This window comes from Pseudomonas sp. AC169 (assembly GCF_979258515.1).
In genome coordinates this window covers 2,555,823-2,580,833 of the sequence record NZ_OZ409866.1, presented here as the reverse complement: position 1 = coordinate 2,580,833, position 25,011 = coordinate 2,555,823, and the positions used below count along the sequence as shown (strand labels likewise).

Annotated in this window: 24 protein-coding genes; 19 read left to right on the top strand and 5 right to left on the bottom strand. The window is 56.8% G+C overall.

What is annotated here, in order from left to right:
- Window positions 1-5: 5 nt before the first annotated feature.
- Together dnaN and dnaA are read right to left on the bottom strand one after the other, a co-directional pair.
- Window positions 6-1,109, bottom strand: coding sequence for a DNA polymerase III subunit beta (gene dnaN, locus ACZZ0G_RS11770; RefSeq protein WP_007911887.1), 1,104 nt, complete (start codon window positions 1,107-1,109; stop codon window positions 6-8).
- A 39-nt stretch (window positions 1,110-1,148) separates the two neighbouring features.
- Window positions 1,149-2,675, bottom strand: coding sequence for a chromosomal replication initiator protein DnaA (gene dnaA, locus ACZZ0G_RS11765; protein ID WP_463556240.1), 1,527 nt, complete (start codon window positions 2,673-2,675; stop codon window positions 1,149-1,151).
- A 567-nt stretch (window positions 2,676-3,242) separates the two neighbouring features.
- Here dnaA and rpmH point away from each other — a divergent pair.
- The 5 genes from rpmH to mnmE all read left to right on the top strand — a co-directional run bounded on the left by rpmH (window position 3,243) and on the right by mnmE (window position 7,170).
- Complete coding sequence (rpmH, locus tag ACZZ0G_RS11760) at window positions 3,243-3,377, top strand: 50S ribosomal protein L34 (RefSeq protein WP_003213577.1); 135 nt, start codon at window positions 3,243-3,245, stop codon at window positions 3,375-3,377.
- 16 nt (window positions 3,378-3,393) lie between these two features.
- Entirely contained in the window at window positions 3,394-3,795 is a 402-nt protein-coding gene (gene rnpA, locus ACZZ0G_RS11755; RefSeq protein ID WP_016984072.1) for a ribonuclease P protein component, read from the top strand.
- Window positions 3,788-4,033, top strand: a complete 246-nt coding sequence (gene yidD / locus ACZZ0G_RS11750) for a membrane protein insertion efficiency factor YidD (protein WP_010465488.1) — start codon at window positions 3,788-3,790, stop codon at window positions 4,031-4,033. Before rnpA ends, yidD begins: the two co-directional genes overlap by 8 nt.
- Before the next feature lie 2 nt (window positions 4,034-4,035).
- On the top strand, window positions 4,036-5,718 hold the full coding sequence (gene yidC, locus ACZZ0G_RS11745) for a membrane protein insertase YidC (protein WP_463556239.1): 1,683 nt from the start codon (window positions 4,036-4,038) through the stop codon (window positions 5,716-5,718).
- Between the two features lie 81 nt (window positions 5,719-5,799).
- Window positions 5,800-7,170: a tRNA uridine-5-carboxymethylaminomethyl(34) synthesis GTPase MnmE gene (gene mnmE, locus ACZZ0G_RS11740; protein ID WP_463556238.1), complete on the top strand. Its 1,371-nt coding sequence runs from the start codon at window positions 5,800-5,802 to the stop codon at window positions 7,168-7,170.
- A gap of 43 nt (window positions 7,171-7,213) precedes the next feature.
- Here the strand turns inward: mnmE and ACZZ0G_RS11735 are convergent, their stop codons facing one another.
- The 3 genes from ACZZ0G_RS11735 to ACZZ0G_RS11725 form a co-directional block, all read right to left on the bottom strand.
- Window positions 7,214-9,649 carry a TonB-dependent siderophore receptor gene (locus ACZZ0G_RS11735; protein ID WP_463556237.1) on the bottom strand — a complete coding sequence of 812 codons (2,436 nt, stop codon included), beginning with the start codon at window positions 9,647-9,649 and terminating at the stop codon, window positions 7,214-7,216.
- Between the two features lie 119 nt (window positions 9,650-9,768).
- On the bottom strand, window positions 9,769-10,716 hold the full coding sequence (locus tag ACZZ0G_RS11730; RefSeq protein ID WP_463556236.1) for a FecR domain-containing protein: 948 nt from the start codon (window positions 10,714-10,716) through the stop codon (window positions 9,769-9,771).
- A complete protein-coding gene (locus ACZZ0G_RS11725) occupies window positions 10,716-11,222 on the bottom strand; it encodes a sigma-70 family RNA polymerase sigma factor (protein WP_463556235.1) in 507 nt (168 codons plus the stop codon). Before ACZZ0G_RS11725 ends, ACZZ0G_RS11730 begins: the two co-directional genes overlap by 1 nt.
- Window positions 11,223-11,793: 571 nt before the next feature.
- Here ACZZ0G_RS11725 and mnmG point away from each other — a divergent pair.
- The 14 genes from mnmG (at window position 11,794) to glmU (ending at window position 24,784) form a co-directional block, all read left to right on the top strand.
- Complete coding sequence (gene mnmG / locus ACZZ0G_RS11720; protein WP_016984066.1) at window positions 11,794-13,692, top strand: tRNA uridine-5-carboxymethylaminomethyl(34) synthesis enzyme MnmG; 1,899 nt, start codon at window positions 11,794-11,796, stop codon at window positions 13,690-13,692.
- Window positions 13,689-14,333 carry a 16S rRNA (guanine(527)-N(7))-methyltransferase RsmG gene (rsmG, locus tag ACZZ0G_RS11715; RefSeq protein WP_463556234.1) on the top strand — a complete coding sequence of 215 codons (645 nt, stop codon included), beginning with the start codon at window positions 13,689-13,691 and terminating at the stop codon, window positions 14,331-14,333. Before mnmG ends, rsmG begins: the two co-directional genes overlap by 4 nt.
- An 18-nt stretch (window positions 14,334-14,351) precedes the next feature.
- Window positions 14,352-15,149 carry a ParA family protein gene (locus ACZZ0G_RS11710; protein ID WP_007911909.1) on the top strand — a complete coding sequence of 266 codons (798 nt, stop codon included), beginning with the start codon at window positions 14,352-14,354 and terminating at the stop codon, window positions 15,147-15,149.
- 9 nt (window positions 15,150-15,158) lie between these two features.
- Complete coding sequence (locus ACZZ0G_RS11705; RefSeq protein ID WP_034152184.1) at window positions 15,159-16,031, top strand: ParB/RepB/Spo0J family partition protein; 873 nt, start codon at window positions 15,159-15,161, stop codon at window positions 16,029-16,031.
- A gap of 148 nt (window positions 16,032-16,179) precedes the next feature.
- The gene (locus ACZZ0G_RS11700) at window positions 16,180-16,587 is read left to right on the top strand and encodes a F0F1 ATP synthase subunit I (protein WP_003229783.1); all 408 of its coding nucleotides are present in this window, start codon (window positions 16,180-16,182) and stop codon (window positions 16,585-16,587) included.
- 16 nt (window positions 16,588-16,603) lie between these two features.
- The gene (atpB, locus tag ACZZ0G_RS11695) at window positions 16,604-17,473 is read left to right on the top strand and encodes a F0F1 ATP synthase subunit A (RefSeq protein ID WP_463556233.1); all 870 of its coding nucleotides are present in this window, start codon (window positions 16,604-16,606) and stop codon (window positions 17,471-17,473) included.
- 133 nt (window positions 17,474-17,606) lie between these two features.
- Window positions 17,607-17,864 carry a F0F1 ATP synthase subunit C gene (gene atpE / locus ACZZ0G_RS11690; RefSeq protein ID WP_003097235.1) on the top strand — a complete coding sequence of 86 codons (258 nt, stop codon included), beginning with the start codon at window positions 17,607-17,609 and terminating at the stop codon, window positions 17,862-17,864.
- A gap of 59 nt (window positions 17,865-17,923) precedes the next feature.
- Window positions 17,924-18,394, top strand: coding sequence for a F0F1 ATP synthase subunit B (locus ACZZ0G_RS11685; protein ID WP_003229781.1), 471 nt, complete (start codon window positions 17,924-17,926; stop codon window positions 18,392-18,394).
- A 12-nt stretch (window positions 18,395-18,406) separates the two neighbouring features.
- Complete coding sequence (locus ACZZ0G_RS11680; protein ID WP_007911956.1) at window positions 18,407-18,943, top strand: F0F1 ATP synthase subunit delta; 537 nt, start codon at window positions 18,407-18,409, stop codon at window positions 18,941-18,943.
- Between the two features lie 21 nt (window positions 18,944-18,964).
- Window positions 18,965-20,509 (top strand): F0F1 ATP synthase subunit alpha, encoded by a 1,545-nt coding sequence (atpA, locus tag ACZZ0G_RS11675; protein WP_016984064.1) that lies wholly within the window; start codon window positions 18,965-18,967, stop codon window positions 20,507-20,509.
- Between the two features lie 50 nt (window positions 20,510-20,559).
- Window positions 20,560-21,420 (top strand): F0F1 ATP synthase subunit gamma, encoded by an 861-nt coding sequence (gene atpG, locus ACZZ0G_RS11670; RefSeq protein ID WP_008084419.1) that lies wholly within the window; start codon window positions 20,560-20,562, stop codon window positions 21,418-21,420.
- A 27-nt stretch (window positions 21,421-21,447) separates the two neighbouring features.
- Window positions 21,448-22,827 carry a F0F1 ATP synthase subunit beta gene (gene atpD, locus ACZZ0G_RS11665; RefSeq protein WP_007911961.1) on the top strand — a complete coding sequence of 460 codons (1,380 nt, stop codon included), beginning with the start codon at window positions 21,448-21,450 and terminating at the stop codon, window positions 22,825-22,827.
- Between the two features lie 45 nt (window positions 22,828-22,872).
- Window positions 22,873-23,298 (top strand): F0F1 ATP synthase subunit epsilon, encoded by a 426-nt coding sequence (locus ACZZ0G_RS11660; protein ID WP_053125284.1) that lies wholly within the window; start codon window positions 22,873-22,875, stop codon window positions 23,296-23,298.
- 118 nt (window positions 23,299-23,416) lie between these two features.
- On the top strand, window positions 23,417-24,784 hold the full coding sequence (gene glmU, locus ACZZ0G_RS11655; RefSeq protein ID WP_463556232.1) for a bifunctional UDP-N-acetylglucosamine diphosphorylase/glucosamine-1-phosphate N-acetyltransferase GlmU: 1,368 nt from the start codon (window positions 23,417-23,419) through the stop codon (window positions 24,782-24,784).
- The last annotated feature ends 227 nt before the right edge of the window (window positions 24,785-25,011 follow it).

Genomic DNA, 25,011 nt, shown 5'->3' with positions numbered 1-25,011 from the left:
GCTGATTACAGACGCATCGGCATGACAACGTAAGCCGAATCGTCGTTGTCGGACTCTTGCACCAGCGCACTGCTGTTGGAGTCGGACAGGATCAGACGAACCTGCTCGGTGGTCATCACGCCCAGCACGTCGAGCAAATAGCTCACGTTGAAGCCGATTTCCAGAGAGCCACCGTTGTATTCAACGCCGACTTCTTCTTCCGCTTCTTCCTGCTCCGGGTTGTTGGCCTGGATCTTCAACTGACCGCTGGCCAGTTGCAGACGGATACCACGGTACTTCTCGTTGGACAGAATCGCGGTGCGGCTGAACGCTTCACGCAGGGCCTGACGATCGCCCAGTACCAGCTTGTCGCCGCCCTTCGGCAGCACGCGCTCGTAGTCCGGAAATTTACCGTCGACCAGTTTCGAGGTGAAGGTGAACTCACCAGTGGTCGCGCGGATGTGGTGCTGGCCCAGGACGATGCTGACGTTACCGTCCGGCTCAGTGAGCAGACGCGCCAGTTCGAGAATACCTTTGCGCGGCACGATCACCTGATGGCGATCCGGCTGACCGATATCGGCTTTCATCGAGCACATGGCCAGACGGTGACCGTCGGTGGCCACCGCGCGGATGATGCCTTCGGACACTTCCAGCAGCATACCGTTGAGGTAGTAACGTACGTCCTGCTGGGCCATGGCGAAGCTGGTGCGTTCGATCAGACGACGCAGTTTGCTTTGCTCGAGGCTGCAAGTCAGCGAACCCGGACCTTCTTCAACGGTCGGGAAATCGTTGGCTGGCAGAGTCGACAGGGTGAAACGGCTACGGCCAGCCTTCACCACCAGTTTCTGCTCATCGACCTTGATGTCGATCAGCGCATCGTTAGGCAGGCTTTTGCAGATATCCATCAGCTTGCGCGCGGGCACGGTGATGGATCCTGTTTCAGCCGGCTCCTCGAGTTGCACACGACCGACCAGCTCGACTTCCAGGTCGGTACCGGTCAGCGACAGTTGCTGGCCTTCGACTACCAACAGCACGTTGGACAGTACCGGCAAGGTCTGTCGACGCTCGACGACGCCTGCGACCAGTTGCAGGGGTTTCAACAGGGCTTCGCGTTGAATGGTGAAATGCATGGTCTAGTCCCTTGCCTTAATAAGCTGCGCTGGTGTTCATCAAGTGGTCAGTGTACGCAGCAGGTTCTTGTAGTCCTCGCGGATGTCCGCGTCGGATTCCTTAAGTTCGTTGATCTTGCGGCAGGCGTGCAACACGGTGGTGTGGTCACGGCCGCCGAACACATCGCCGATTTCCGGCAGGCTGTGGTTGGTCAGTTCCTTGGACAACGCCATGGCCACCTGACGCGGACGCGCCACCGAGCGCGAACGGCGCTTGGACAGCAGATCCGAGATCTTGATCTTGTAGTACTCGGCGACGGTGCGCTGAATGTTATCCACAGAGACCAGTTTGTCCTGCAACGCCAGCAGGTCTTTCAGGGATTCGCGAATCAGCTCGATGGTGATGTCGCGGCCCATGAAGTGCGAGTGGGCGATCACGCGTTTCAGCGCGCCTTCCAGCTCGCGGACGTTGGAGCGAATACGCTGGGCGATAAAGAACGCGGCGTCGTGCGGCAAGTCGACTTTGGCCTGGTCGGCCTTCTTCATCAAGATCGCCACGCGGGTTTCCAGTTCGGGCGGCTCGACGGCAACCGTCAGGCCCCAGCCGAAGCGGGATTTAAGGCGCTCTTCAAGGCCTTCGATTTCTTTCGGGTAGCGGTCACTGGTGAGAATGACCTGCTGGCCACCTTCAAGCAAGGCGTTGAAGGTGTGGAAAAACTCTTCCTGCGAGCGCTCTTTGCGAGCGAAGAACTGAATGTCGTCGATCAGCAGCGCATCCACCGAACGGTAGAAGCGCTTGAACTCGTTGATCGCGTTCAGTTGCAGCGCCTTGACCATGTCGGCCACGAAACGCTCGGAATGCAGGTACACAACCTTGGCATTCGGGTTCTTCTTTAATAGATGGTTACCCACCGCGTGCATCAAGTGAGTTTTACCCAGGCCAACGCCACCATAAAGGAAGAGTGGGTTGTAGCCGTGCTTGGGGTTGTCCGCCACTTGCCAGGCCGCCGCGCGGGCGAGCTGGTTGGATTTACCTTCGACGAAGTTTTCGAAAGTGAAGGTGCGGTTCAGGTAACTGGTGTGCTTGAGCGCACCTTCGACCTGCACGGTGCGCTGTTCGGCGCGTACCGGGGCCTGTTGCGAAGCGGCACCGGACATCGGATCGAAACTGTCGCGAGACGGTTCATCGCTGACTTCGGGGCTTTTTTGCGTCGAGCGCTTGGCCGCCGGTGCTGGCGTCTGCGTGGGTGCCGGCGCGCTGACAGGCGCGGCATTTGCCTGGGCCTGGGAAACCTGCGCGGCGGCGAGCGGAGCATTCGGCGCCGCCCGCGGAGCCGAACTGCGCTTGCTGCCTATTAATAAGGAGAGCGCCGGCGCCATGCCGTTGCCATGCTCATCCAGCAGTTCAAGGACGCGGCCCAGGTACTTTTCGTTGACCCAGTCCAGCACAAAACGGTTCGGTGCGTAGACGCGCAACTCGTCGCCTTCGGCTTCGACCTGTAGTGGACGGATCCAGGTGTTGAATTGTTGGGCAGGCAGCTCCTCGCGCAAAAGCTCCACGCACTGCTGCCAAAGTTCCACTGACACGGATATCCCCTAAGTTGAAAGCCGGTGAGGCAAAAACAAGCGGCCATTGTAGCGGCGAGCCGTCCACTTATCCACATGCAGGTTGTTCGGCAAACATGATTTATCAATGCGTTAACCGATGAAAAAGCGACCAACGGTGTGTGAATAAGCTCTGTGGATAACCGCCTCTAAGGACACTGGACAACTGGGGGTTGAACTCGGTGGATAACCCGCCTGTGGATAACAGCCCATTCCACGCACAGGTTATCCGATGGCGCAGCACAGGCTGAACACGGTTTTCCACCGTAGTTGTCATTCTCTGTACATCAGGTAAAACATGGGCTGATGTCACTTATCCACAGAAGAAGGCGGGCCTAGCTTTTATAAGCTTTACAGAAAAGCTTTAAATAATTCCCTTCTTTATTTTTATGTTTGGCAGACAAGGCTTTCAGTCCGAGACAGTGCCGAGATCTATTTATAAGGAAACGCTGGTTGGAAATTGACCTGAAGGCTTGCTTTCTCTAGAATCCCCGGTCTCTTAAAACGGGGGCCATTCCGGCCCGTTGTGGACGAACCAGGTAACACGACATGAAACGTACTTTCCAACCAAGCACTATCAAACGCGCTCGTACCCACGGTTTCCGTGCTCGCATGGCTACCAAGAACGGCCGCGCAGTCCTGTCGCGTCGTCGCGCCAAAGGTCGTGCGCGTCTGGCAGTTTGATAATCCGGTACTGGAGGTGAGTCAGGACTTCAGTCGGGAAAAGCGTCTGCTTACCCCCCGGCATTTCAAGGCAGTCTTTGACTCCCCTACCGGCAAGGTTCCGGGGAAAAATCTCCTGCTCCTTGCACGCAACAACGATCTTGATCACCCCCGTCTCGGGCTGGTTATCGGGAAAAAGAGCGTAAAGCTCTCCGTTGAGCGCAATCGCCTCAAACGTTTGATGCGCGAATCATTCCGTCTGCACCAGGATTCACTGGTCGGCTGGGATATCGTTATCGTCGCGCGCAAAGGTCTTGGCGATGTAGAAAACCCCGAATTGATTCAGCATTTCGGCAAGCTCTGGAAGCGTCTGGCACGCAGCAAGCCAGTTCCAGAAGTCAAAACCGAAACTGTAGGGGTAGACAGTACTGATGCGTAAACTGGCACTCGTTCCGATCCAGTTTTATCGCTACGCCATTAGTCCTTTGATGGCCAGCCACTGTCGTTTCTACCCCAGTTGTTCCTGCTACGCGTATGAAGCCATTGAAAATCATGGCCTTCTGCGCGGTGGCTGGCTGACCTTTCGTCGTTTAGGTCGCTGTCATCCGTGGAATCCCGGTGGTTATGACCCGGTTCCACCTATCCCTACCTCCCGTTCTTCTTCGATGGCCGAGTAATCATGGATATCAAACGCACGATCCTGATCGTCGCCCTGGCAATCGTGGCCTACGTTATGGTTCTTAAATGGAACCAGGACTATGGTCAGGCTGCTTTGCCGACTCAGAATGTTGCTTCCAGTACGACTACATCCGGTTTGCCGGACACCGCCACTGGCAATAATGCTGCCGCCAGTGACGATATTCCGCGCGCCGCTAGCGATACCAGCGCACCTGCCGAAACCCCGGTAGCCGCCAGCAAGGATCTGATCCAGATCAAAACCGACGTGCTCGATCTCGCGATCGATCCACAAGGTGGTGATGTTGCTCAACTGACCTTGCCTCTGTATCCACGTCGTCAGGATCGTCCTGATGTTCCGTTCCAGCTGTTCGATAACGGCGGCGAACGTGTTTATCTGGCACAAAGTGGTCTGATCGGTACCAATGGCCCGGACGCAAATCCGGCCGGTCGTCCGGTTTACTCCGCTGAGAAGAAGACTTATCAACTGGCTGACGGTCAGGATCAACTCGTCGTTGACCTGAAATTCAGCAAGGACGGCGTCAACTACATCAAGCGTTTCACTCTGAAACGCGGCCTGTACGACGTAACCGTTTCCTACCTTGTGGATAACCAGAGCGCTCAGCCTTGGAATGGCGCAATGTTTGCGCAGTTGAAGCGTGATAGCAGCGCCGATCCTTCGTCCACAACCGCTACTGGCACCGCGACTTATCTGGGCGCCGCCCTGTGGACAAGTTCGGAGCCGTACAAGAAAGTGTCCATGAAGGACATGGACAAGGCGCAGCTGAAAGAAACCGTCACCGGTGGGTGGGTAGCCTGGCTGCAACACTACTTCGTGACCGCATGGATTCCGGCCAAGGGCGAAAACAACATCGTCCAGACCCGTAAAGACAGCAAAGGCAACTACATCATCGGTTACACCGGTCCTACATTGACCGCTGCACCGGGTGCCAAAGTTGAAACCAGCGCTGTGCTCTACGCGGGTCCGAAAAGCCAGGCTGTGCTGAAAGAGTTGTCCCCAGGTCTGGAATTGACCGTCGACTACGGCATTCTGTGGTTCATTGCCCAGCCAATCTTCTGGCTGCTGCAACATATCCACGCCATTGTCGGTAACTGGGGCTGGTCGATCATCTTCCTGACCATGCTGATCAAGGGTCTTTTCTTCCCTCTGTCGGCTGCCAGCTACAAATCGATGGCGCGCATGCGTGCCGTTGCGCCGAAACTGGCTGCTCTGAAAGAGCAACATGGCGATGACCGGCAGAAAATGTCGCAAGCCATGATGGAGCTGTACAAGAAAGAGAAGATCAACCCGCTGGGCGGCTGCTTGCCGATCCTCGTGCAGATGCCGGTTTTCCTTTCGCTGTACTGGGTTCTGCTGGAAAGTGTGGAAATGCGCCAGGCGCCGTTCATGCTGTGGATCACTGACCTGTCGATCAAGGATCCGTTCTTCATTCTGCCGATTATCATGGGCGCAACCATGTTCATCCAGCAGCAGCTGAACCCGACACCTCCGGATCCGATGCAGGCGAAGGTCATGAAAATGATGCCAATCATCTTCACCTTCTTCTTCCTGTGGTTCCCGGCTGGTCTGGTGCTGTACTGGGTTGTGAACAACTGCCTGTCGATTGCACAACAGTGGTACATCACGCGTAAGATCGAAGCGGCGACGAAAAAAGCCGAGGCGTAACTTGCACTGTGGATAACACCACTCAAAACGCCCCCTAGTGGGGCGTTTTGCTATCTGCCACTTTTGTCTGGATTCCGGTTTATGAGCACACCTCGTGAAACCATCGCCGCCGTCGCCACCGCTCAAGGTCGCGGGGGGGTGGGCATCGTTCGTATTTCCGGGCCGTTGGCCAGCGTAGCGGCGAAAGCCATCAGCGGCCGCGAACTGAAACCGCGTTACGCCCATTACGGACCGTTCTTCTGTGACGACCAGCAAGTGCTCGATGAAGGTCTGGCGCTGTATTTCCCGGGGCCCAACTCGTTCACTGGCGAAGACGTGCTGGAATTGCAGGGCCACGGTGGCCCGATCGTGCTGGACATGTTGCTCAAGCGTTGCCTGGAATTGGGTTGCCGTTTGGCCCGTCCGGGGGAATTCAGCGAACGCGCCTTCCTCAATGACAAACTCGACCTGGCCCAGGCTGAGGCGATTGCCGATTTGATCGAAGCCAGTTCTGCACAGGCTGCGCGTAATGCTCTGCGTTCCTTGCAGGGTGCGTTTTCCCAGCGTGTGCATAACTTGACCGAACAACTGATCGGTTTGCGCATCTATGTCGAGGCCGCGATCGACTTCCCTGAAGAGGAAATCGACTTCCTCGCCGACGGTCATGTATTGAGCATGCTCGATAAAGTGCGCGATGAGTTATCCACAGTACTGCGCGAGGCCGGGCAGGGTGCCTTGCTGCGTGATGGCATGACCGTGGTAATCGCCGGTCGACCGAACGCCGGCAAATCCAGCCTGTTGAATGCGTTGGCCGGTCGGGAAGCAGCCATCGTCACGGAGATTGCCGGCACCACTCGGGATATCCTGCGCGAACATATCCACATCGACGGCATGCCGTTGCATGTTGTCGATACGGCTGGGCTGCGCGATACCGATGATCAGGTGGAAAAGATCGGTGTTGAACGGGCATTGAAAGCCATTGGGGAAGCCGACCGAGTGTTGCTGGTGGTCGACGCGACCGCTCCGGAAGCGCTGGATCCGTTTGCCTTGTGGCCGGAATTCCTCGAAACCCGGCCAGACCCGGCCAAAGTCACCTTGATCCGCAACAAGGCCGATCTGACCGGCGAAGCCATTGTTCTGGAAACCAGCGAAGACGGGCACGTGACGATCAGTCTCAGCGCCAAGTCGGCCGGTGAAGGTCTGGACTTGCTGCGCGATCATCTCAAGGCCTGCATGGGTTACGAGCAGACGTCGGAAAGCAGTTTCAGTGCACGTCGCCGGCATCTGGAGGCATTGCGCCACGCCAGTGCGGCACTGGAACACGGCCGCGCTCAGCTGACCTTGGCTGGCGCTGGAGAGTTGCTGGCCGAGGATTTGCGCCAGGCTCAGCATTCTCTCGGCGAAATCACCGGGGCTTTCAGCTCTGATGATCTGTTGGGACGAATCTTTTCCAGTTTCTGTATCGGTAAATGACAAAGGGGGTTGTGGATAATTTATCCACAGCCCCTTTTTGGTTTTACCAGTTGTAGGAAACCGTACCGAGCAGGGTGCGATCTTCACCCCAGTAGCAACGGCCAGCGTCGTTGCATCCCGACACATATTCCTTGTCGAACAGGTTCTTCGCATTCAGGTCGACGCTCCAATGCGTATCGATCTGATAACCGATAGCCGCATCCACCAAGGTGACGTCGCCGGCATCCAGCTTCCCGTACAGAGAAGGCGCGGTGTAAGCGAAGGCACTGTCGAAATAACGCACACCGCCACCCACGTACAAACCTTTCAAGTCGCCATCGAGGAAACGGTATTTCGCCCAGACCGAAGCCTGATTACGCGGCACGCCGGTCATTTGATTACCTTTGACCAATGACGTCGCGGCATCCTTGGTGATTCGCGCGTCGGTGTAGGTGTAGGCCGCCGTGACGTTGAGGTTCTGGGTCAGGTTGCTGTTGAGTTCCAGCTCTACACCTTTGGAGCGGCTCTCGCCCACTTGGCGATAGCTCGATGTGGTGGCGTCGAAGTAGGTGTCGTCCTTTTTGCGCAGGTCATACACCGACGCCGTGAACGCGGTGTCCCAGCCGATCGGTTCGTACTTCAGGCCCACTTCATATTGGCTGCTGGTGATCGGATCGAGTGGCGTGCCGGCATTGGAAATCTGCTGCACCGGTACGAACGAGGTGGAATAGCTGACATACGGCGTCATGCCGTTGTCGAACTGGTACATCACCCCGCCCTGATAAGTGAATTTCTTATCCTCGGAGCTGATGTCGCTCGACTGGGCCACCTTGTCGCGGAAATCACTGTCGACCCAATCCTGACGGCCACCGAGCAGGAACAGCCAATGGTCGTACTTGCTCTGGATCTGTGCATAAACACCTTTCATCTGCTGCTCGAGCAAGGTGTTTTGCACCGCGATCGGGGTGGTGGGATCGCGTAGATAAACCGGGTTGTAGATATCGATCGGCCCGACGATGCCGGCATTCCAGTCCTGATTGAACGAAGTGCGGTCGTAGCTGGCGCCGAACAACACGGTGTTCTCAAGACCGCCGACCTGGAATTTGCCTTCCAGTTGGTTATCCAGCGAGTACACCATCGATTTGTTGAAGCGATCGTAGGCAGTCATGTTCAGACGCGTACCGAAGCCGGCGTTATTGAGGTTGCCCGGCCAGGTTTCGTGACGGGTAATGCGCGACTGCATGTAGCGTGAGTTCTGGCGGAACTGCCAGTCGTCGTTGAACGAGTGGCTGAACTCGTAACCGGTGCTCCAGGTTTCCCGCTCGAAGGTATTCCAGTCCGGATCGCCGAGCATGGTGCCTTTGGATAACTTGCCGTTGGGGTTTGTCAGTAAAGTCCCGGCGGCCGGTAGGCCAAGTTCCATGTTGGTGTGATCCTTCTGGTAGTTGGCCAGCAGGGTCAGCGTGTTGTAATCGTCGAAATTCAGGGTCAGCGATGGCGCGATGTAGATTCGGTCATCCGGAACGTGGTCGGTCTGGGTGTCGGACTTGCGGCCAAGCATCACCACGCGCCCGAGAACATTGCCGCTGTCATTGAGCGGGCCGGAGACATCGACGCCGATCTGCCGGCGATTATTCGAGCCATAACCCAATTGCACTTCACCCTGCGGTGCTGCGGTTGGGCGTTTGCTGACAAGATTGACCAGACCGCCGGGGGCGTTTTCCCCATACAGCAGAGAAGACGGGCCACGGAAAATTTCAACGCGTTCCAATCCGTAAGGCTCGGTACTGGTGTCATAGCGGTTGCCCTGTACGCGTAGTCCATCGCGCAACAGACCGTAGCCGTAATCGGTGGCGTTGAAACCGCGAATGTAAAACAGATCCCCGGCCAAGCTATCGCCGGCGGCGAAGGGTGGGGCAAAGATCCCCGGCACGTAACCCAAAACCTCGGTGAGTGTCTGAGATTTCTGATCTTTCATGCGCTGGGCGGTGACGACTGACACTGAACGCGGCGTTTCCGACAAAGGCGTACTGGTTTTCGTACCGATTCGGCTGTTCTGCGCCTTGTAACCGACGTCGGCGGCGTAATCCAGATTCATCGGGTTGGCCAACTGACCATTGATGTTGGTCGGAGCCAGCTCCAGCGAATCACCGTTCGGCAGCGCCTGCAGAATGTAACTGCCCGGCGCTTGGGGGACGGCCTGCAAACCCGAGCCTTGCAGCAGTTGGGCGAATCCCTGGTCGACGGTAAAATTGCCGTTCAACCCGGCACTGCGCAAGCGGCTGGTTTGTTGCGGCGAGAATGACAGAATCACGTTCGCGGCGGAGGCGAACTGGCTCAAAGCATTATCCAGGGGGCCCTCAGCAATGGTGTAGCGCTGGACGGTCGTCGCGGCGAAGGCGTTGCTGGTCATTACCAGGCAGGACGCAGCACTGGTCATCAGTAAGCTGTAGGCAATGCAGTGGTGAGAAAAACGCTGACGAAACGTGGGAAGACGCATGTGTGGATAAGCCCTGAAGGTGGCGAAGAGCCGCGTTTATCGCGATTACCTGTAGGGCCGGGTCAGGGAAAAAAAAGATAACCCCATTGTCGATTTATTTTCCCCAGGTGAAATTTCGTTCAAACGTTGTGGCTGATCGAGACCCAGTAACGGGTGAAATAGCGGACGTTGATCGGTAACGAGGCCTGAAGGTTGGCCAGCACGGCATCTGTGGAATCGAGTCGAAAGGTGCCGGATACCCGCAGATCCCGGGCGCGGCTATCGCAGTGCAGAACGCCGCTGCGATAACGCCCCAGCTCTTCGATCACCTCGCCCAACCGCGCATCGAGCACAATCAACTGGCCGTTCGTCCACGCCACTGCCGAGGATTTAAAGGGATGAAGGCGTCCAATGTGCCGACTATCGAAGTCAGCGCCTTCGCCTTCTTTCAAGATCATCGCGGCCGTTGATGGATCAGCGGGTTGCACGCTGACCCGATCTTCCAGCACGCCGACCCGCGTTGAAACTGACAACTGATGCACAGAAAAACGCGTGCCCAACGCTTGAATCCGGCCATCGCGGGTCTCGACGAAAAACGGCCGCTGATCGCCAAGCTTGCTGGTTTGAATGAGGATCTCACCCGAGCGCAGGCGAATCAGGCGCTGTGCGGCGTCGAAAGACACATCAATGGCAGTATTGGTGTTGAGCTGGAGCTGACTGCCATCAGCCAATGTAATGCTACGACGTTGGCCAACGCCGGTTTTGTAGTCGGCCCAGACATTGCCAAGGGATGTATGTTGCTGAGCATTCCAGCCCAGCAACCCCGTGCCGGTCGCGAGCAGCATCAGCTTCAACACCTGGCGTCGTTGCTGTCCGGTATTCAGCGCGCGACGTTTCAGATCCTGCGGCAGGGTGCCGAGGTGGCGCTGCAGTTGTTCCATCTGGTTCCATGCCGCCAGATGCGCCGGGTCGCTATCTATCCACAACTGCCAAGCCTTTTGTTCGGCGAGCGTTGGCGGATCCGCCTGAAACTGCACATACCAACTGGCGGCCGCTTCGAATATCTGGCGATTGGGGGCAATGGCCATCAACGTTGCGCCATGATCAGGGCACATTCCGTCAGCGCGCGGATCATGTGCTTCTTCACCGTTGTCAGCGAAACCTTCATCTGCAGAGCGATCTGTTGATAAGTCAGGCCATCGATCTGCGAGAGCATGAAGATCTGTTGGCTTCTCGCGCCGAGCCCGGCCAAGGCTTTATCCACAGCGACCAGGGTTTCGATGATCAGCGCCTTGTCTTCCTCGCTGATGGCGGTGGCTTCCGGTCGAGCCGCCAAGGTCTGCAAATAGGCGACTTCGATGGCCTGCCTTCTATAACGATCAATGACCAGACCGCGTGCAATGGTCGCCAGATAATCCCGTGGCTCACGAATTTGTGCGGCATTACGTGCAGCCAGAATACGCACGAACGTGTCATGCGCGACATCGGCGGCATCGCAGGCGTCATGCAATTTTCCCTTGAGCCACCCGTATAGCCACGAATGGTGTTGCTCGTAGATTTGCTCGATCGCAGCAGTGTGGGCGGTTAAGGACATAGGAAAAGTGGGCGAGTTAATGATAATGCCTATTATTAGCCTCTGTTACGTTCCCTCACAATAGCCCTTACACATCCCTCTATTGGCTTTCTGGTTGTCACCGATCTTTCGGTGGCGCTTTTTTTTGCGCCCTGAAAAAGCCATTTGGTCGATTTTCTGTGGATTAAGCCCTGTGAATAACTGCCACTGAGGTCGGTTGATAACAGGGCTTCAAAACTGGATATAACCCCCTCTGTGGATAACCACCCCTTTCATCCACAGGCTTACAGCGGTTATCCAAGGCCCTCATTGGCACATGAACACAGGGTTTTGAATCTCTGTACATATCGAATATAAAGGCTTGTAGCGATCTATCCACAGAAAGTTGCTTCAGTAGAAATAAACATAAAAACAAAGGTTTTATAAATTTCTCTCTTTTTTATTCTTTTAACCTCGAGTTCTCCACAGCTGGTTAAATTTTGTGCAAAGGGTTCTTTAGGAAGGGCGAAGTCCCTATACTTGTCGACCAGGTCCAGAAACCTGATCTCAAACTATTCCTGAATTACCTACTTAAGCAGGCACGAGGTGCGTGGTGGATTTCCCTTCCCGTTTTGAAGTGATCGTCATCGGCGGCGGTCATGCCGGTACCGAGGCAGCACTGGCCTCAGCACGTATGGGGGCAAAAACCCTGTTGCTGACGCATAACGTGGAAACCCTCGGTGCCATGAGTTGCAACCCGGCCATCGGCGGCATTGGCAAAAGCCATCTGGTCAAGGAAATCGATGCCCTCGGCGGCGCGATGGCCACGGCTACCGATTTGGGGGGCATCCAGTTTCGTGTGTTGAACAGCCGTAAAGGCCCGGCCGTGCGTGCTACCCGCGCTCAGGCCGACCGTATTCTTTACAAAGCCGCTGTCCGCGAAATACTGGAAAACCAGCCGAACCTGTGGATATTTCAACAAGCCGCTGATGACTTGATCGTCGAGCAGGAACAAGTCCGTGGTGTTGTCACGCAAATGGGTCTGCGGTTCTTCGCCGATTCCGTGGTGTTGACCACCGGTACGTTCCTCGGCGGACTTATCCACATCGGTTTGCAGAATTTCTCCGGCGGTCGCGCCGGTGATCCGCCGTCAATCGCGCTGGCTCACCGTCTGCGTGAACTGCCATTGCGTGTCGGTCGCCTGAAAACCGGCACACCACCGCGTATTGACGGCAAGTCTGTGGATTTCTCGGTGATGACCGAGCAACCAGGCGATACGCCGATCCCGGTGATGTCGTTTATGGGCAACAAAGAACAGCATCCACGCCAGGTCAGCTGCTGGATTACTCACACCAACGCCCGCACTCATGAAATCATCGCAGCGAACCTCGATCGTTCGCCGATGTATTCGGCTGCCGGTGAAATCGAGGGCATCGGCCCGCGTTATTGCCCGTCGATCGAAGACAAGATCCACCGCTTTGCCGACAAGGAAAGCCATCAGGTGTTTATCGAACCGGAAGGTTTGACTACCCACGAGCTGTATCCCAACGGGATATCCACCAGCTTGCCGTTCGACGTGCAATTGCAGATCGTGCAATCGATCCGCGGCATGGAAAACGCGCACATCGTGCGTCCGGGTTATGCGATCGAGTACGACTACTTCGATCCCCGCGACCTGAAGTACAGCTTGGAAACGAAAGTCATCGGCGGTCTGTTCTTCGCCGGGCAAATCAACGGCACCACCGGTTACGAAGAAGCCGGCGCCCAGGGTTTGCTCGCTGGCGCCAACGCCGCACTGCGCGCCAAGGGCAAAGAAGCCTGGTGTCCGCGTCGCGATGAGGCGTACATCGGCGTGTTGGTCGACGACCTGATCACCCTCGGCACTCAAGAGCCGTACCGCATGTTCACTTCCCGTGCCGAGTACCGCCTGATCCTGCGTGAGGACAACGCCGACCTGCGTCTGACCGAAAAAGGTCGCGAACTCGGTCTGGTCGATGACGCGCGTTGGGCGGCCTTCTGCAAGAAGCGCGAAAGCATCGAGCTGGAAGAGCAACGCCTGAAAAGCACTTGGGTTCGTCCGAACACTCAGCAGGGCGATGCGATCGCGGAAAAATTCGGCACGCCGCTGACTCACGAATACAACTTGCTCAACCTCTTGAGCCGTCCGGAAATCGACTACGCTGGTCTGGTCGAAGTGACGGGCAACGGCGCCGAAGATCCACAGGTCGCCGAGCAGGTTGAGATCAAGACCAAATACGCCGGTTACATCGACCGTCAACAGGACGAAATCGCCCGTCTGCGCGCCAGTGAAGACACGAAATTGCCTGTGGATATCGATTACACCAACATTTCCGGGCTCTCCAAGGAGATCCAGAGCAAGCTCGGCGCGACTCGACCAGAGACGCTAGGCCAGGCTTCGCGGATCCCGGGCGTGACCCCGGCAGCGATTTCGCTGTTGATGATTCATTTGAAAAAACGCGGCGCGGGCCGTCAGTTGGAGCAAAGCGCTTGAGTTCTAAGGTCACTTCGCAACACGCCGAAGAGTTATCCACAGGAGCCCGCGAGCTCGGTGTCAACCTCACTGAAACCCAGCACGAATTGCTGCTGGGTTATCTGGCCCTGTTGATCAAATGGAACCAGGCCTACAACCTGACTGCCGTGCGCGATCCGGACGAAATGGTTTCGCGCCACTTGCTCGATAGTCTGAGCGTGATGTCGTTCATCGAAAACGGCCGCTGGCTCGACGTCGGCAGCGGCGGCGGCATGCCGGGGATCCCGTTGGCGATCCTCTATCCTGACTCGCAAGTGACCTGCCTGGACAGCAACGGCAAGAAAACCCGCTTCCTGACTCAGGTCAAACTCGAACTCAAACTGGATAACCTGCAAGTTATCCACAGTCGTGTCGAAGCCTTCCTGCCCGCGCAACCGTTCAACGGGATCATTTCCCGGGCGTTCAGCAGCATGGAGAACTTCACCAATTGGACTCGCCATCTTGGCGATGCCGATACACGCTGGCTGGCAATGAAGGGCGTTCATCCGGCCGATGAGCTGGTAGCATTGCCGGCAGACTTCAAACTCGATAGCGAACACGCCCTGGCCGTACCCGGTTGCCAAGGCCAACGCCATCTGCTGATACTGCGCCGCACGGCATGATTGGGAACACAAGCAAGAATGGCTAAGGTATTCGCGATAGCGAACCAAAAGGGTGGTGTGGGCAAGACCACCACCTGCATCAACCTCGCAGCATCCCTGGTCGCGACCAAGCGCCGGGTGCTGTTGATCGATCTCGATCCACAGGGCAACGCCACCATGGGTAGCGGTGTGGATAAACACGGCCTGGAAAATTCGGTCTATGACCTGCTGATCGGCGAATGCGATCTGGCCCAGGCCATGCACTACTCCGAACACGGTGGTTATCAACTGCTGCCGGCCAACCGCGACCTGACCGCGGCCGAAGTGGTGCTGCTGGAAATGCAGATGAAGGAAAGCCGCCTGCGCAGTGCGCTGGCGCCGATCCGTGAAAACTACGATTACATTTTGATCGACTGCCCGCCGTCGCTGTCGATGCTCACACTGAACGCACTGGTTGCCGCTGACGGGGTGATTATCCCCATGCAGTGCGAGTATTTTGCGCTCGAAGGTCTCAGCGATCTTGTGGATAACATCAAGCGCATCGCTGAATTGCTCAATCCCAACCTGAAAGTCGAAGGTCTGTTGCGGACCATGTACGACCCGCGTCTGAGCCTGATGAACGATGTTTCGGCGCAGCTCAAGGAACACTTCGGCGAGCAGCTCTACGACACAGTGATCCCGCGCAACATCCGCCTGGCCGAAGCGCCGAGCTATGGCATGCCGGCGCTGGCCTACGACAAGCAATCGCGCGGCGCCCTGGCTTATCTGGCCCTGGCCGGCGAGATGGTTCGCCGTCAGCGCAAAAATTCACGCATCGCCGCCGCTCAGGCAACTTAAGGAATCCCCATGGCCGTCAAGAAACGAGGTCTCGGACGTGGACTGGATGCACTGCTGAGTGGTCCGACCGTCAGCGCGCTGGAAGAACAGGCCGCGCAGGCTGACACCCGTGAATTGCAGCACTTGCCGCTGGATCTGCTCCAGCGCGGCAAATACCAGCCGCGCCGGGACATGGATCCGCAGGCGCTGGAAGAACTGGCCGCGTCGATCAAGGCTCAGGGCGTGATGCAGCCGATCGTGGTGCGCCCGATTGGCGGTGGCCGCTTCGAGATCATCGCCGGTGAACGCCGCTGGCGCGCGAGTCAGCAAGCCGGGCAGGAAACCATCCCTGCGATGGTCCGCGACGTACCGGATGAAACCGCGATCGCCATTGCGCTGATCGAGAACATCCAGCGCGAAGACCTCAACCCGATCGAAGAAGCGGTGGCCCTGCAGCGTTTGCAGCAGGAATTCCAGCTCACTCAGCAACAGGTCGCCGAGGCTGTGGGTAAGTCCCGCGTCACTGTGGCTAACCTGTTGCGGCTTATTGCATTGCCGGAAGTCATCAAGACCATGCTCTCCCACGGCGACCTGGAAATGGGTCATGCCCGTGCATTGCTCGGTCTGCCGGACAATCAGCAGGTGGAAGGGGCGCGACATGTTGTCGCACGCGGCCTGACCGTGCGCCAAACTGAGGCACTGGTTCGCCAGTGGTTGAGTGGCAAACCGGAGCCTGTGGAAGCGACCAAACCCGACCCGGATATCGCCCGCCTCGAACAGCGTCTGGCCGAGCGCCTAGGCTCTGCGGTGCAGATTCGCCACGGGAAGAAGGGAAAGGGTCAGTTGGTGATCGGTTATAACTCCCTCGATGAGCTTCAAGGTGTGCTCGCGCACATTCGCTGAAACATTTCCTCATGTAGCGCGCAGTCGGAAATCACTACCTGACAGTTGAATAGGGGCAGAACCGCCCCTATACTCTGCGCGCATTTTGTCGGCACAAATTATGCCAAGTTATTGAATTCTGGCAGCCGACCATTGGAGAGCAATAGTGATGGAAACCCGCAAGCCAAACCGCCTGCCGTTCCATCGCCTGGCGGTTTTTCCGGTGTTAATGGCTCAATTTGTCATTTTGCTCATTGCCGCTTTGGCGCTCTGGCAATGGCATGGAGTCGTTGCCGGATACTCGGGACTTTGCGGAGGCCTGATAGCCTTGCTGCCCAATGTTTATTTCGCTCACAAGGCATTTCGGTTTTCCGGCGCCCGAGCAGCCCAGTCCATCGTCCGGTCTTTTTATGCCGGCGAGGCAGGCAAACTGATTTTGACGGCAGTGCTCTTTGCACTGGTGTTTGCAGGTGTGAAGCCACTGGCGCCGATAGCTGTATTCGGCGCGTTCGTGCTGACTCAGTCGGTCAGCTGGTTCGCTCCCCTGCTGATGAGAACAAGACTTTCGAGACCTTAGGGCGTTTGAGGCAACCATGGCAGAAACAACCGCTTCGGGCTATATCCAGCACCACTTGCAGAACCTGACCTTCGGTCAGCTACCTAACGGCGGCTGGGGCTTTGCCCACACCGCAGCAGAAGCCAAAGAAATGGGCTTCTGGGCTTTCCACGTCGATACCCTCGGCTGGTCGGTCGCGTTGGGTCTGATCTTCGTACTTCTTTTCCGCATGGCGGCAAAGAAAGCGACTTCGGGTCAGCCGGGTGCTTTGCAGAACTTCGTTGAAGTATTGGTCGAATTCGTCGATGGCAGCGTGAAAGACAGCTTCCATGGCCGTAGCCCGGTGATTGCACCGCTGGCACTGACCATCTTCGTCTGGGTGTTCCTGATGAACGCCGTCGACCTGATCCCGGTCGACTGGATTCCTCAGCTGGCCATCCTGATCTCCGGTGACCACCACATCCCGTTCCGCGCCGTGTCGACCACCGACCCGAACGCAACTCTGGGCATGGCGTTGTCGGTTTTCGCACTGATCATTTTCTACAGCATCAAGGTCAAGGGCATCGGCGGCTTCATCGGCGAACTGACCCTGCACCCGTTCGGCAGCAAGAACATCTTCGTTCAAGCCCTGCTGATCCCGGTGAACTTCCTGCTGGAATTCGTGACCCTGATCGCCAAACCGATCTCTCTGGCTCTGCGTCTGTTCGGCAACATGTATGCCGGAGAGCTGGTGTTCATTCTGATCGCTGTGATGTTCGGCAGCGGTCTGCTCTGGCTGAGCGGCCTGGGCGTTGTTCTGCAGTGGGCTTGGGCTGTGTTCCACATCCTGATCATCACCCTGCAGGCGTTCATCTTCATGATGCTGACCATCGTCTACCTGTCGATGGCGCACGAAGAAAACCATTAAGACCAGTCTCGACTAGTCTGATGTCCTTCCCGGTCAAACGGGAAGGGGCTCTTCACAGGGCACCTGAAACGATTTGTTTTACCGCTTTAATCTAAAAAACCTAAACCATACGACGTAAAAGTCGGGAGGAAAGATGGAAACTGTAGTTGGTCTAACCGCTATCGCTGTTGCACTGTTGATCGGCCTGGGCGCACTGGGTACCGCAATTGGTTTCGGCCTGCTGGGCGGCAAGTTCCTGGAAGGCGCAGCGCGTCAGCCAGAAATGGTTCCAATGCTGCAAGTTAAAATGTTCATCGTTGCCGGTCTGCTCGACGCCGTAACCATGATCGGTGTTGGTATCGCTCTGTTCTTCACCTTTGCGAACCCGTTCGTTGGTCAGATCGCTGGCTAATTACCCGGATTCTTCCGAGTAATTTGATGTGATGGACAACGTAACTGCGAGGTGTTGGCGTGAACATTAATGCGACCCTGATTGGCCAGTCCGTTGCGTTCCTGATTTTTGTACTGTTCTGCATGAAGTATGTATGGCCTCCGGTCATCGCTGCTCTGCACGAACGTCAAAAGAAGATCGCTGATGGTCTGGACGCTGCCAGCCGTGCAGCTCGCGACCTGGAGTTGGCCCAAGAAAAAGCGGGTCAGCAACTGCGCGAAGCGAAAGCTCAGGCAGCTGAAATCATCGAGCAAGCCAAGAAACGCGGTAACCAGATTGTCGAAGAGGCCGTTGAAAAGGCCCGTGTCGACGCTGACCGTGTGAAGGTTCAGGCTCAAGCCGAGATCGAACAGGAACTGAACAGTGTCAAAGACAAGCTGCGTGCCCAAGTGGGCTTGCTGGCTGTCGGCGGCGCCGAGAAGATCCTGGGTGCCACAATCGATCAAAACGCGCACGCAGAGCTGGTTAACCAACTGGCTGCTGAAATCTAAGCGAGGGCGATCATGGCAGAACTGACCACGTTGGCCCGACCTTACGCTAAGGCGGCCTTCGAGCACGCTCAGGCCCACCAGCAACTGGCCAATTGGTCAGCCATGCTCGGCCTGGCTGCAGCGGTGTCGCAAGACGACACCATGCAGCGCGTGCTCAAGGCCCCGCGACTGACGAGCGCAGAAAAGGCCGCCACGTTTATTGACGTGTGCGGCGACAAGTTTGATGCCAAGGCACAGAACTTCATCAATGTCGTTGCCGAAAACGACCGTCTCCCGCTTCTGCCGGAGATTGCCGCTCTTTTCGACCTGTACAAGGCCGAACAAGAGAAGTCGGTAGACGTTGAAGTGACCAGTGCTTTTGCATTGAACCAAGAACAGCAAGACAAACTCGCCAAGGTTCTCAGTGCACGACTCAACCGGGAAGTGCGCCTGCAAGTTGCGGAGGATGCTGCCCTTATAGGTGGTGTCGTTATCCGCGCCGGCGACCTGGTTATCGATGGCTCGATTCGCGGCAAAATCGCGAAACTTGCCGAAGCATTGAAATCTTGAGTTTGAAGGGGCAGCAGAGCAATGCAGCAACTCAATCCTTCCGAAATAAGTGAAATTATCAAGGGCCGCATCGATAAGCTCGATGTGACCTCCCAAGCCCGTAACGAAGGCACTGTCGTCAGCGTATCTGACGGCATCGTGCGGATTCACGGTCTGGCCGACGTCATGTACGGCGAGATGATCGAGTTTCCGGGCGGCGTCTACGGTATGGCCCTCAACCTGGAGCAAGACTCCGTAGGTGCCGTTGTACTGGGCGCTTACCAGTCTCTGGCTGAAGGCATGAGCGCCAAGTGCACCGGCCGCATCCTCGAAGTTCCTGTTGGTAAGGAACTGCTGGGTCGCGTAGTCGACGCACTGGGTAACCCTGTTGACGGCAAAGGTCCACTGGGCAACACCGAGACCGACGCGGTCGAGAAAGTTGCTCCGGGCGTGATCTGGCGTAAGTCGGTAGACCAGCCTGTACAGACTGGCTACAAGGCTGTCGATGCCATGATCCCTGTCGGCCGTGGCCAGCGTGAGCTGATCATCGGTGACCGTCAGATCGGTAAAACCGCTCTGGCGATCGACGCGATCATCAACCAGAAAGACAGCGGCATTTTCTGCGTCTACGTAGCCATCGGTCAGAAACAATCGACCATCGCCAACGTGGTTCGCAAGCTGGAAGAAAACGGGGCCCTGGCCAACACGATCATCGTGGCTGCCAGTGCTTCGGAATCTCCTGCGCTGCAATTCCTGGCACCGTACTCCGGTTGCACCATGGGTGAATTCTTCCGCGACCGCGGTGAAGACGCGCTGATCGTTTATGACGATCTGTCCAAGCAAGCAGTGGCTTACCGCCAGATTTCCCTGCTGCTGCGCCGTCCACCAGGCCGTGAAGCTTACCCAGGCGACGTGTTCTATCTCCACTCCCGTCTGCTGGAGCGCGCATCCCGCGTTTCGGAAGAATACGTAGAGAAGTTCACCAACGGCGCAGTGACCGGCAAAACCGGTTCCCTGACCGCACTGCCGATCATCGAAACCCAGGCTGGCGACGTTTCCGCGTTCGTTCCGACCAACGTGATTTCCATCACCGACGGTCAGATCTTCCTGGAATCGGCCATGTTCAACTCGGGCATCCGTCCTGCAGTGAACGCCGGTGTTTCGGTATCCCGTGTGGGTGGTGCCGCTCAGACCAAGATCATCAAGAAGCTGTCCGGTGGTATCCGTACCGCTCTGGCTCAGTACCGTGAACTGGCGGCATTCGCCCAGTTCGCTTCTGACCTGGACGAAGCGACCCGTAAGCAACTTGAGCATGGTCAGCGCGTTACCGAGCTGATGAAGCAGAAGCAATACGCACCAATGTCGATCGCTGACATGGCGCTGTCGCTGTATGCCGCTGAGCGTGGGTTCCTGACTGACATTGAAATCGCCAAGATCGGCAGCTTCGAACAAGCGCTGATCGCTTTCTTCAACCGCGATCACGCCGATTTGATGGCCAAGATCAACGTTAAAGGTGACTTCAATGACGAAATCGACGCTGGCATGAAAGCCGGTATCGAGAAGTTCAAGGCCACCCAAACCTGGTAAGCCGCAGCGGGAGCCGCGAGGCTCCCGCTTGCTAACCTGATAGGTGTTACATGGCAGGCGCAAAAGAGATTCGCAGTAAGATTGCGAGCATCAAAAGCACGCAAAAGATTACCAGCGCCATGGAAAAAGTGGCGGTCAGCAAAATGCGCAAGGCACAAATGCGCATGGCTGCTAGCCGTCCTTATGCGGAGCGTATCCGCCAGGTTATTGGGCATCTGGCCAACGCCAACCCGGAATACCGCCACCCGTTCATGATCGACCGCGCTATCAAGCGCGTTGGTTATGTTGTGGTGAGCAGTGACCGTGGTCTGTGCGGCGGCTTGAACACCAACCTGTTCAAGGCCCTGGTCAAGGACATGGCGGTAAACCGCGAAAACGGCGTCGAGATTGATCTGTGTGTCGTTGGTAGCAAGGGTGCGGCCTTTTTCCGCAACTTCGGCGGTAACGTCGTTGCAGCTATCAGCCACCTGGGTGAAGAGCCGTCGATCAATGATCTGATCGGCAGCGTCAAGGTGATGCTGGATGCCTACCTGGACGGCCGTATTGACCGCCTGTCCGTGGTGTCCAACAAGTTCATCAACACCATGACGCAACAGCCTACCGTGGAGCAGTTGATTCCACTGGTGGCCACCCCGGATCAGGATCTCAAGCACCACTGGGACTATCTCTACGAACCGGATGCCAAAGAGCTGCTTGACGGCTTGATGGTCCGCTACGTTGAGTCGCAGGTCTATCAGGCGGTGGTCGAGAACAACGCGGCTGAACAAGCTGCGCGGATGATCGCGATGAAGAACGCTACCGACAACGCCGGTGATTTGATCAGCGATTTGCAGCTGATCTACAACAAGGCGCGTCAGGCTGCGATCACCCAAGAGATCTCGGAAATCGTCGGCGGCGCTGCCGCGGTTTAACGGTTCAAATATTCAGAGGATCCAGCTATGAGTAGCGGACGTATCGTTCAAATCATCGGCGCCGTTATCGACGTGGAATTTCCACGCGACAGCGTACCGAGCATCTACAACGCGCTGAAAGTAGTGAGCGCGGCTGAAACCACCCTGGAAGTTCAGCAACAGCTGGGCGACGGCGTGGTTCGCACCATTGCGATGGGTTCCACCGAAGGCTTGAAGCGCGGTCTGGAAGTTACCGACTCTGGCGCAGCCATCTCCGTACCGGTCGGTAAAGCGACCCTGGGCCGGATCATGGACGTCCTCGGTAACCCGATCGACGAAGCTGGCCCGATCGACACCGAAGAGCGCTGGGGCATTCACCGTCCAGCACCTTCGTTCGCCGAGCAAGCAGGCGGCAACGATCTGCTGGAAACCGGCATCAAGGTTATCGACCTGGTTTGCCCGTTCGCCAAAGGCGGTAAAGTCGGTCTGTTCGGTGGTGCCGGTGTAGGCAAAACCGTAAACATGATGGAACTGATCCGTAACATCGCCATCGAGCACAGCGGTTATTCCGTGTTCGCCGGTGTGGGTGAGCGTACTCGTGAGGGTAACGACTTCTACCACGAGATGAAGGACTCCAACGTTCTGGACAAAGTGGCACTGGTTTACGGTCAGATGAACGAGCCGCCGGGTAACCGTCTGCGCGTAGCACTGACCGGCCTGACCATGGCCGAGAAGTTCCGTGACGAAGGTAACGACGTTCTGCTGTTCGTCGACAACATCTATCGTTACACCCTGGCCGGTACTGAAGTATCCGCACTGCTGGGCCGTATGCCTTCGGCAGTAGGTTACCAGCCGACCCTGGCTGAAGAGATGGGCGTTCTGCAAGAACGTATCACTTCGACCAAGGAAGGTTCGATCACTTCGATCCAAGCGGTATACGTACCTGCGGATGACTTGACCGACCCGTCGCCAGCGACCACCTTCGCCCACTTGGACGCCACCGTCGTTCTGTCCCGTGACATCGCCTCCCTGGGTATCTACCCAGCGGTAGATCCACTGGATTCGACTTCGCGCCAGCTGGACCCGAACGTAATTGGCCAGGACCACTACGACACCGCTCGCGGCGTTCAGTACGTTCTGCAACGTTACAAAGAGCTGAAGGACATCATCGCGATCCTGGGTATGGACGAGCTGTCGGAAGCCGACAAGCAGTTGGTAAACCGTGCTCGTAAGATCCAGCGCTTCTTGTCGCAGCCGTTCTTCGTGGCTGAAGTCTTCACCGGTGCTTCGGGTAAATACGTTTCCCTGAAAGACACCATTGCTGGCTTCAAAGGCATCCTCAACGGTGACTACGACCACCTGCCAGAACAAGCGTTCTACATGGTTGGCGGCATCGAAGAAGCGATCGAGAAAGCCAAGAAACTGTAATCCCGGCGCCCGGCAACGGGCGCTCATTTAGGTTGAGGCAATCAGATGGCTATGACAGTCCATTGCGATATCGTCAGCGCGGAAGGGGAAATCTTTTCCGGCCTGGTCGAGATGGTGATTGCGCACGGTGCACTGGGTGATCTTGGTATCGCTCTGGGTCACGCGCCGCTGATCACTAATCTGAAGCCAGGTCCGATCCGCCTGATCAAGCAAGGCGGGGAAGCCGAGGTGTTCTACATCTCCGGTGGTTTCCTCGAGGTTCAGCCGAACATGGTCAAGGTGCTTGCCGATACCGTGCAACGTGCCGCCGACCTGGATGAAGCTCAGGCTCAAGCAGCTCTCAAGGCTGCCGAGCATGCTCTGCATGAAAAAGGCGCTGATTTCGACTACAGCGCTGCGTCAGCACGTCTGGCCGAGGCTGCAGCTCAGCTGCGCACTGTCCAGCAGATCCGCAAGAAGTTTGGCGGTTAATCCGTCAGCCGCTTGTTGTGCGATTGATAAAAAAGGGTAGCCTCGGCTACCCTTTTTTCTTTTCCGAATTCCCGAAACCCGGTCGCAGTTGCTGACCACCCAGGATTGGTAGCCAGTCATGTCTCTTGAAATCGTTATCCTCGCGGCCGGTCAAGGCACCCGTATGCGTTCGGCTCTGCCGAAAGTGCTGCACCCGATTGCCGGCAATTCCATGCTGGGTCATGTTATCCACAGCGCCCGGCAACTTGATCCGCAACGCATTCATGTGGTGATTGGCCATGGCGCCGATGTGGTGCGTGAACGTCTGGCCGCTGATGATCTGAATTTCGTCCTGCAGGACAAGCAACTGGGCACCGGTCACGCCACTGCCCAAGCGGTGCCGTTCATTACCGCCGACACCGTGCTGATCCTTTACGGTGACGTGCCGCTGATCGAAGTCGAAACCCTGAAACGTTTGCTCAAGCATGTTGTTCCGGGACAAATGGGCTTGTTGACCGTCGAGCTCGACGATCCAACCGGTTACGGCCGTATTGTGCGCGATGCTGATGGCAAGGTTGCCGCAATCGTTGAGCACAAAGATGCCAGCGAAGCGCAACGCGCAATCACCGAAGGCAACACCGGCATTCTCGCTGTCCCGGCCAATCGTCTGGCTGACTGGATGAGCCGCCTCTCGAACAATAACGCTCAAGGCGAGTACTACCTGACCGACGTGATCGAAATGGCGGTCAACGATGGACTGGTCGTAGCCACCGAACAGCCGCACGACCCGATGGAAGTGCAGGGCGCCAACGATCGCAAGCAGCTCTCCGAACTGGAGCGCCATTACCAGTTGCGCGCCGGCCGTCGATTGATGGCGCAAGGCGTGACCCTGCGGGATCCGGCACGTTTCGACGTGCGTGGCGAAGTCACCGTGGGTCGCGATGTGCTGATCGACATCAACGTGATCCTCGAAGGCAACGTCGTCATTGAGGACGATGTGGTGATCGGCCCGAACTGCGTGATCAAGGACAGCACCCTGCGCAAAGGCGTGGTGATCAAGGCCAACAGTCATATCGACGGTGCCATTCTGGGCGAGGGCAGCGATGCCGGCCCGTTCGCGCGACTGCGTCCGGGCACCGTGCTCGAAGCACGCGCACATGTGGGTAACTTCGTTGAGCTGAAAAATGCCCACATGGGCGAAGGCGCCAAGGCCGGTCACCTCACGTATTTGGGCGATGCCGAAATCGGTGCACGCACCAACATCGGTGCCGGCACCATCACCTGCAACTACGATGGCGCCAACAAGTGGAAAACCGTGTTGGGTGCCGACGTGTTCATTGGCTCCAATAACTCGTTGGTCGCGCCTGTGGATATCTCTGACGGTGCGACCACGGCGGCCGGTTCGACGATTACGCAGAATGTGGATAACGCGCAGTTGGCCGTGGGTCGAGCGCGGCAGAAGAACATCGATGGCTGGAAGCGGCCAGAGAAGATCAAGAAGAGCTGAGTTATCCACAGTTTCTTTTAGCGTCGAAAATCCAATGTGGGAGCGAGCTTGCTCGCGAATGCGGTAGATCATTCAACATTGATGTTGACTGACACGAAGCCTTCGCGAGCAGGCTCGCTCTCACATTTTTTATGTGTAGTTTTCAAAAAAGGCTGACTGTCGCTTGACGATTTAGGGCCGATAGGTTTTGATTGCTTCCGTTATCTTTCGAATCGAAACTTAAGTTG

Bases quoted from the DNA above. Each gene is read 5' to 3' on its own strand.
- dnaN (WP_007911887.1), bottom strand. From the start codon at position 1,109: ATGCATTTCACCATTCAACGCGAAGCCCTGTTGAAACCCCTGCAACTG.
- rpmH (WP_003213577.1), top strand. From the start codon at position 3,243: ATGAAACGTACTTTCCAACCAAGCACTATCAAACGCGCTCGTACCCAC.
- yidD (WP_010465488.1), top strand. From the start codon at position 3,788: ATGCGTAAACTGGCACTCGTTCCGATCCAGTTTTATCGCTACGCCATT.
- yidC (WP_463556239.1), top strand. From the start codon at position 4,036: ATGGATATCAAACGCACGATCCTGATCGTCGCCCTGGCAATCGTGGCC.
- mnmE (WP_463556238.1), top strand. From the start codon at position 5,800: ATGAGCACACCTCGTGAAACCATCGCCGCCGTCGCCACCGCTCAAGGT.
- ACZZ0G_RS11735 (WP_463556237.1), bottom strand. From the start codon at position 9,649: ATGCGTCTTCCCACGTTTCGTCAGCGTTTTTCTCACCACTGCATTGCC.
- ACZZ0G_RS11730 (WP_463556236.1), bottom strand. From the start codon at position 10,716: ATGGCCATTGCCCCCAATCGCCAGATATTCGAAGCGGCCGCCAGTTGG.
- ACZZ0G_RS11725 (WP_463556235.1), bottom strand. From the start codon at position 11,222: ATGTCCTTAACCGCCCACACTGCTGCGATCGAGCAAATCTACGAGCAA.
- ACZZ0G_RS11710 (WP_007911909.1), top strand. From the start codon at position 14,352: ATGGCTAAGGTATTCGCGATAGCGAACCAAAAGGGTGGTGTGGGCAAG.
- ACZZ0G_RS11705 (WP_034152184.1), top strand. From the start codon at position 15,159: ATGGCCGTCAAGAAACGAGGTCTCGGACGTGGACTGGATGCACTGCTG.
- ACZZ0G_RS11700 (WP_003229783.1), top strand. From the start codon at position 16,180: ATGGAAACCCGCAAGCCAAACCGCCTGCCGTTCCATCGCCTGGCGGTT.
- atpB (WP_463556233.1), top strand. From the start codon at position 16,604: ATGGCAGAAACAACCGCTTCGGGCTATATCCAGCACCACTTGCAGAAC.
- atpE (WP_003097235.1), top strand. From the start codon at position 17,607: ATGGAAACTGTAGTTGGTCTAACCGCTATCGCTGTTGCACTGTTGATC.
- ACZZ0G_RS11680 (WP_007911956.1), top strand. From the start codon at position 18,407: ATGGCAGAACTGACCACGTTGGCCCGACCTTACGCTAAGGCGGCCTTC.
- atpA (WP_016984064.1), top strand. From the start codon at position 18,965: ATGCAGCAACTCAATCCTTCCGAAATAAGTGAAATTATCAAGGGCCGC.
- atpG (WP_008084419.1), top strand. From the start codon at position 20,560: ATGGCAGGCGCAAAAGAGATTCGCAGTAAGATTGCGAGCATCAAAAGC.
- atpD (WP_007911961.1), top strand. From the start codon at position 21,448: ATGAGTAGCGGACGTATCGTTCAAATCATCGGCGCCGTTATCGACGTG.
- ACZZ0G_RS11660 (WP_053125284.1), top strand. From the start codon at position 22,873: ATGGCTATGACAGTCCATTGCGATATCGTCAGCGCGGAAGGGGAAATC.
- glmU (WP_463556232.1), top strand. From the start codon at position 23,417: ATGTCTCTTGAAATCGTTATCCTCGCGGCCGGTCAAGGCACCCGTATG.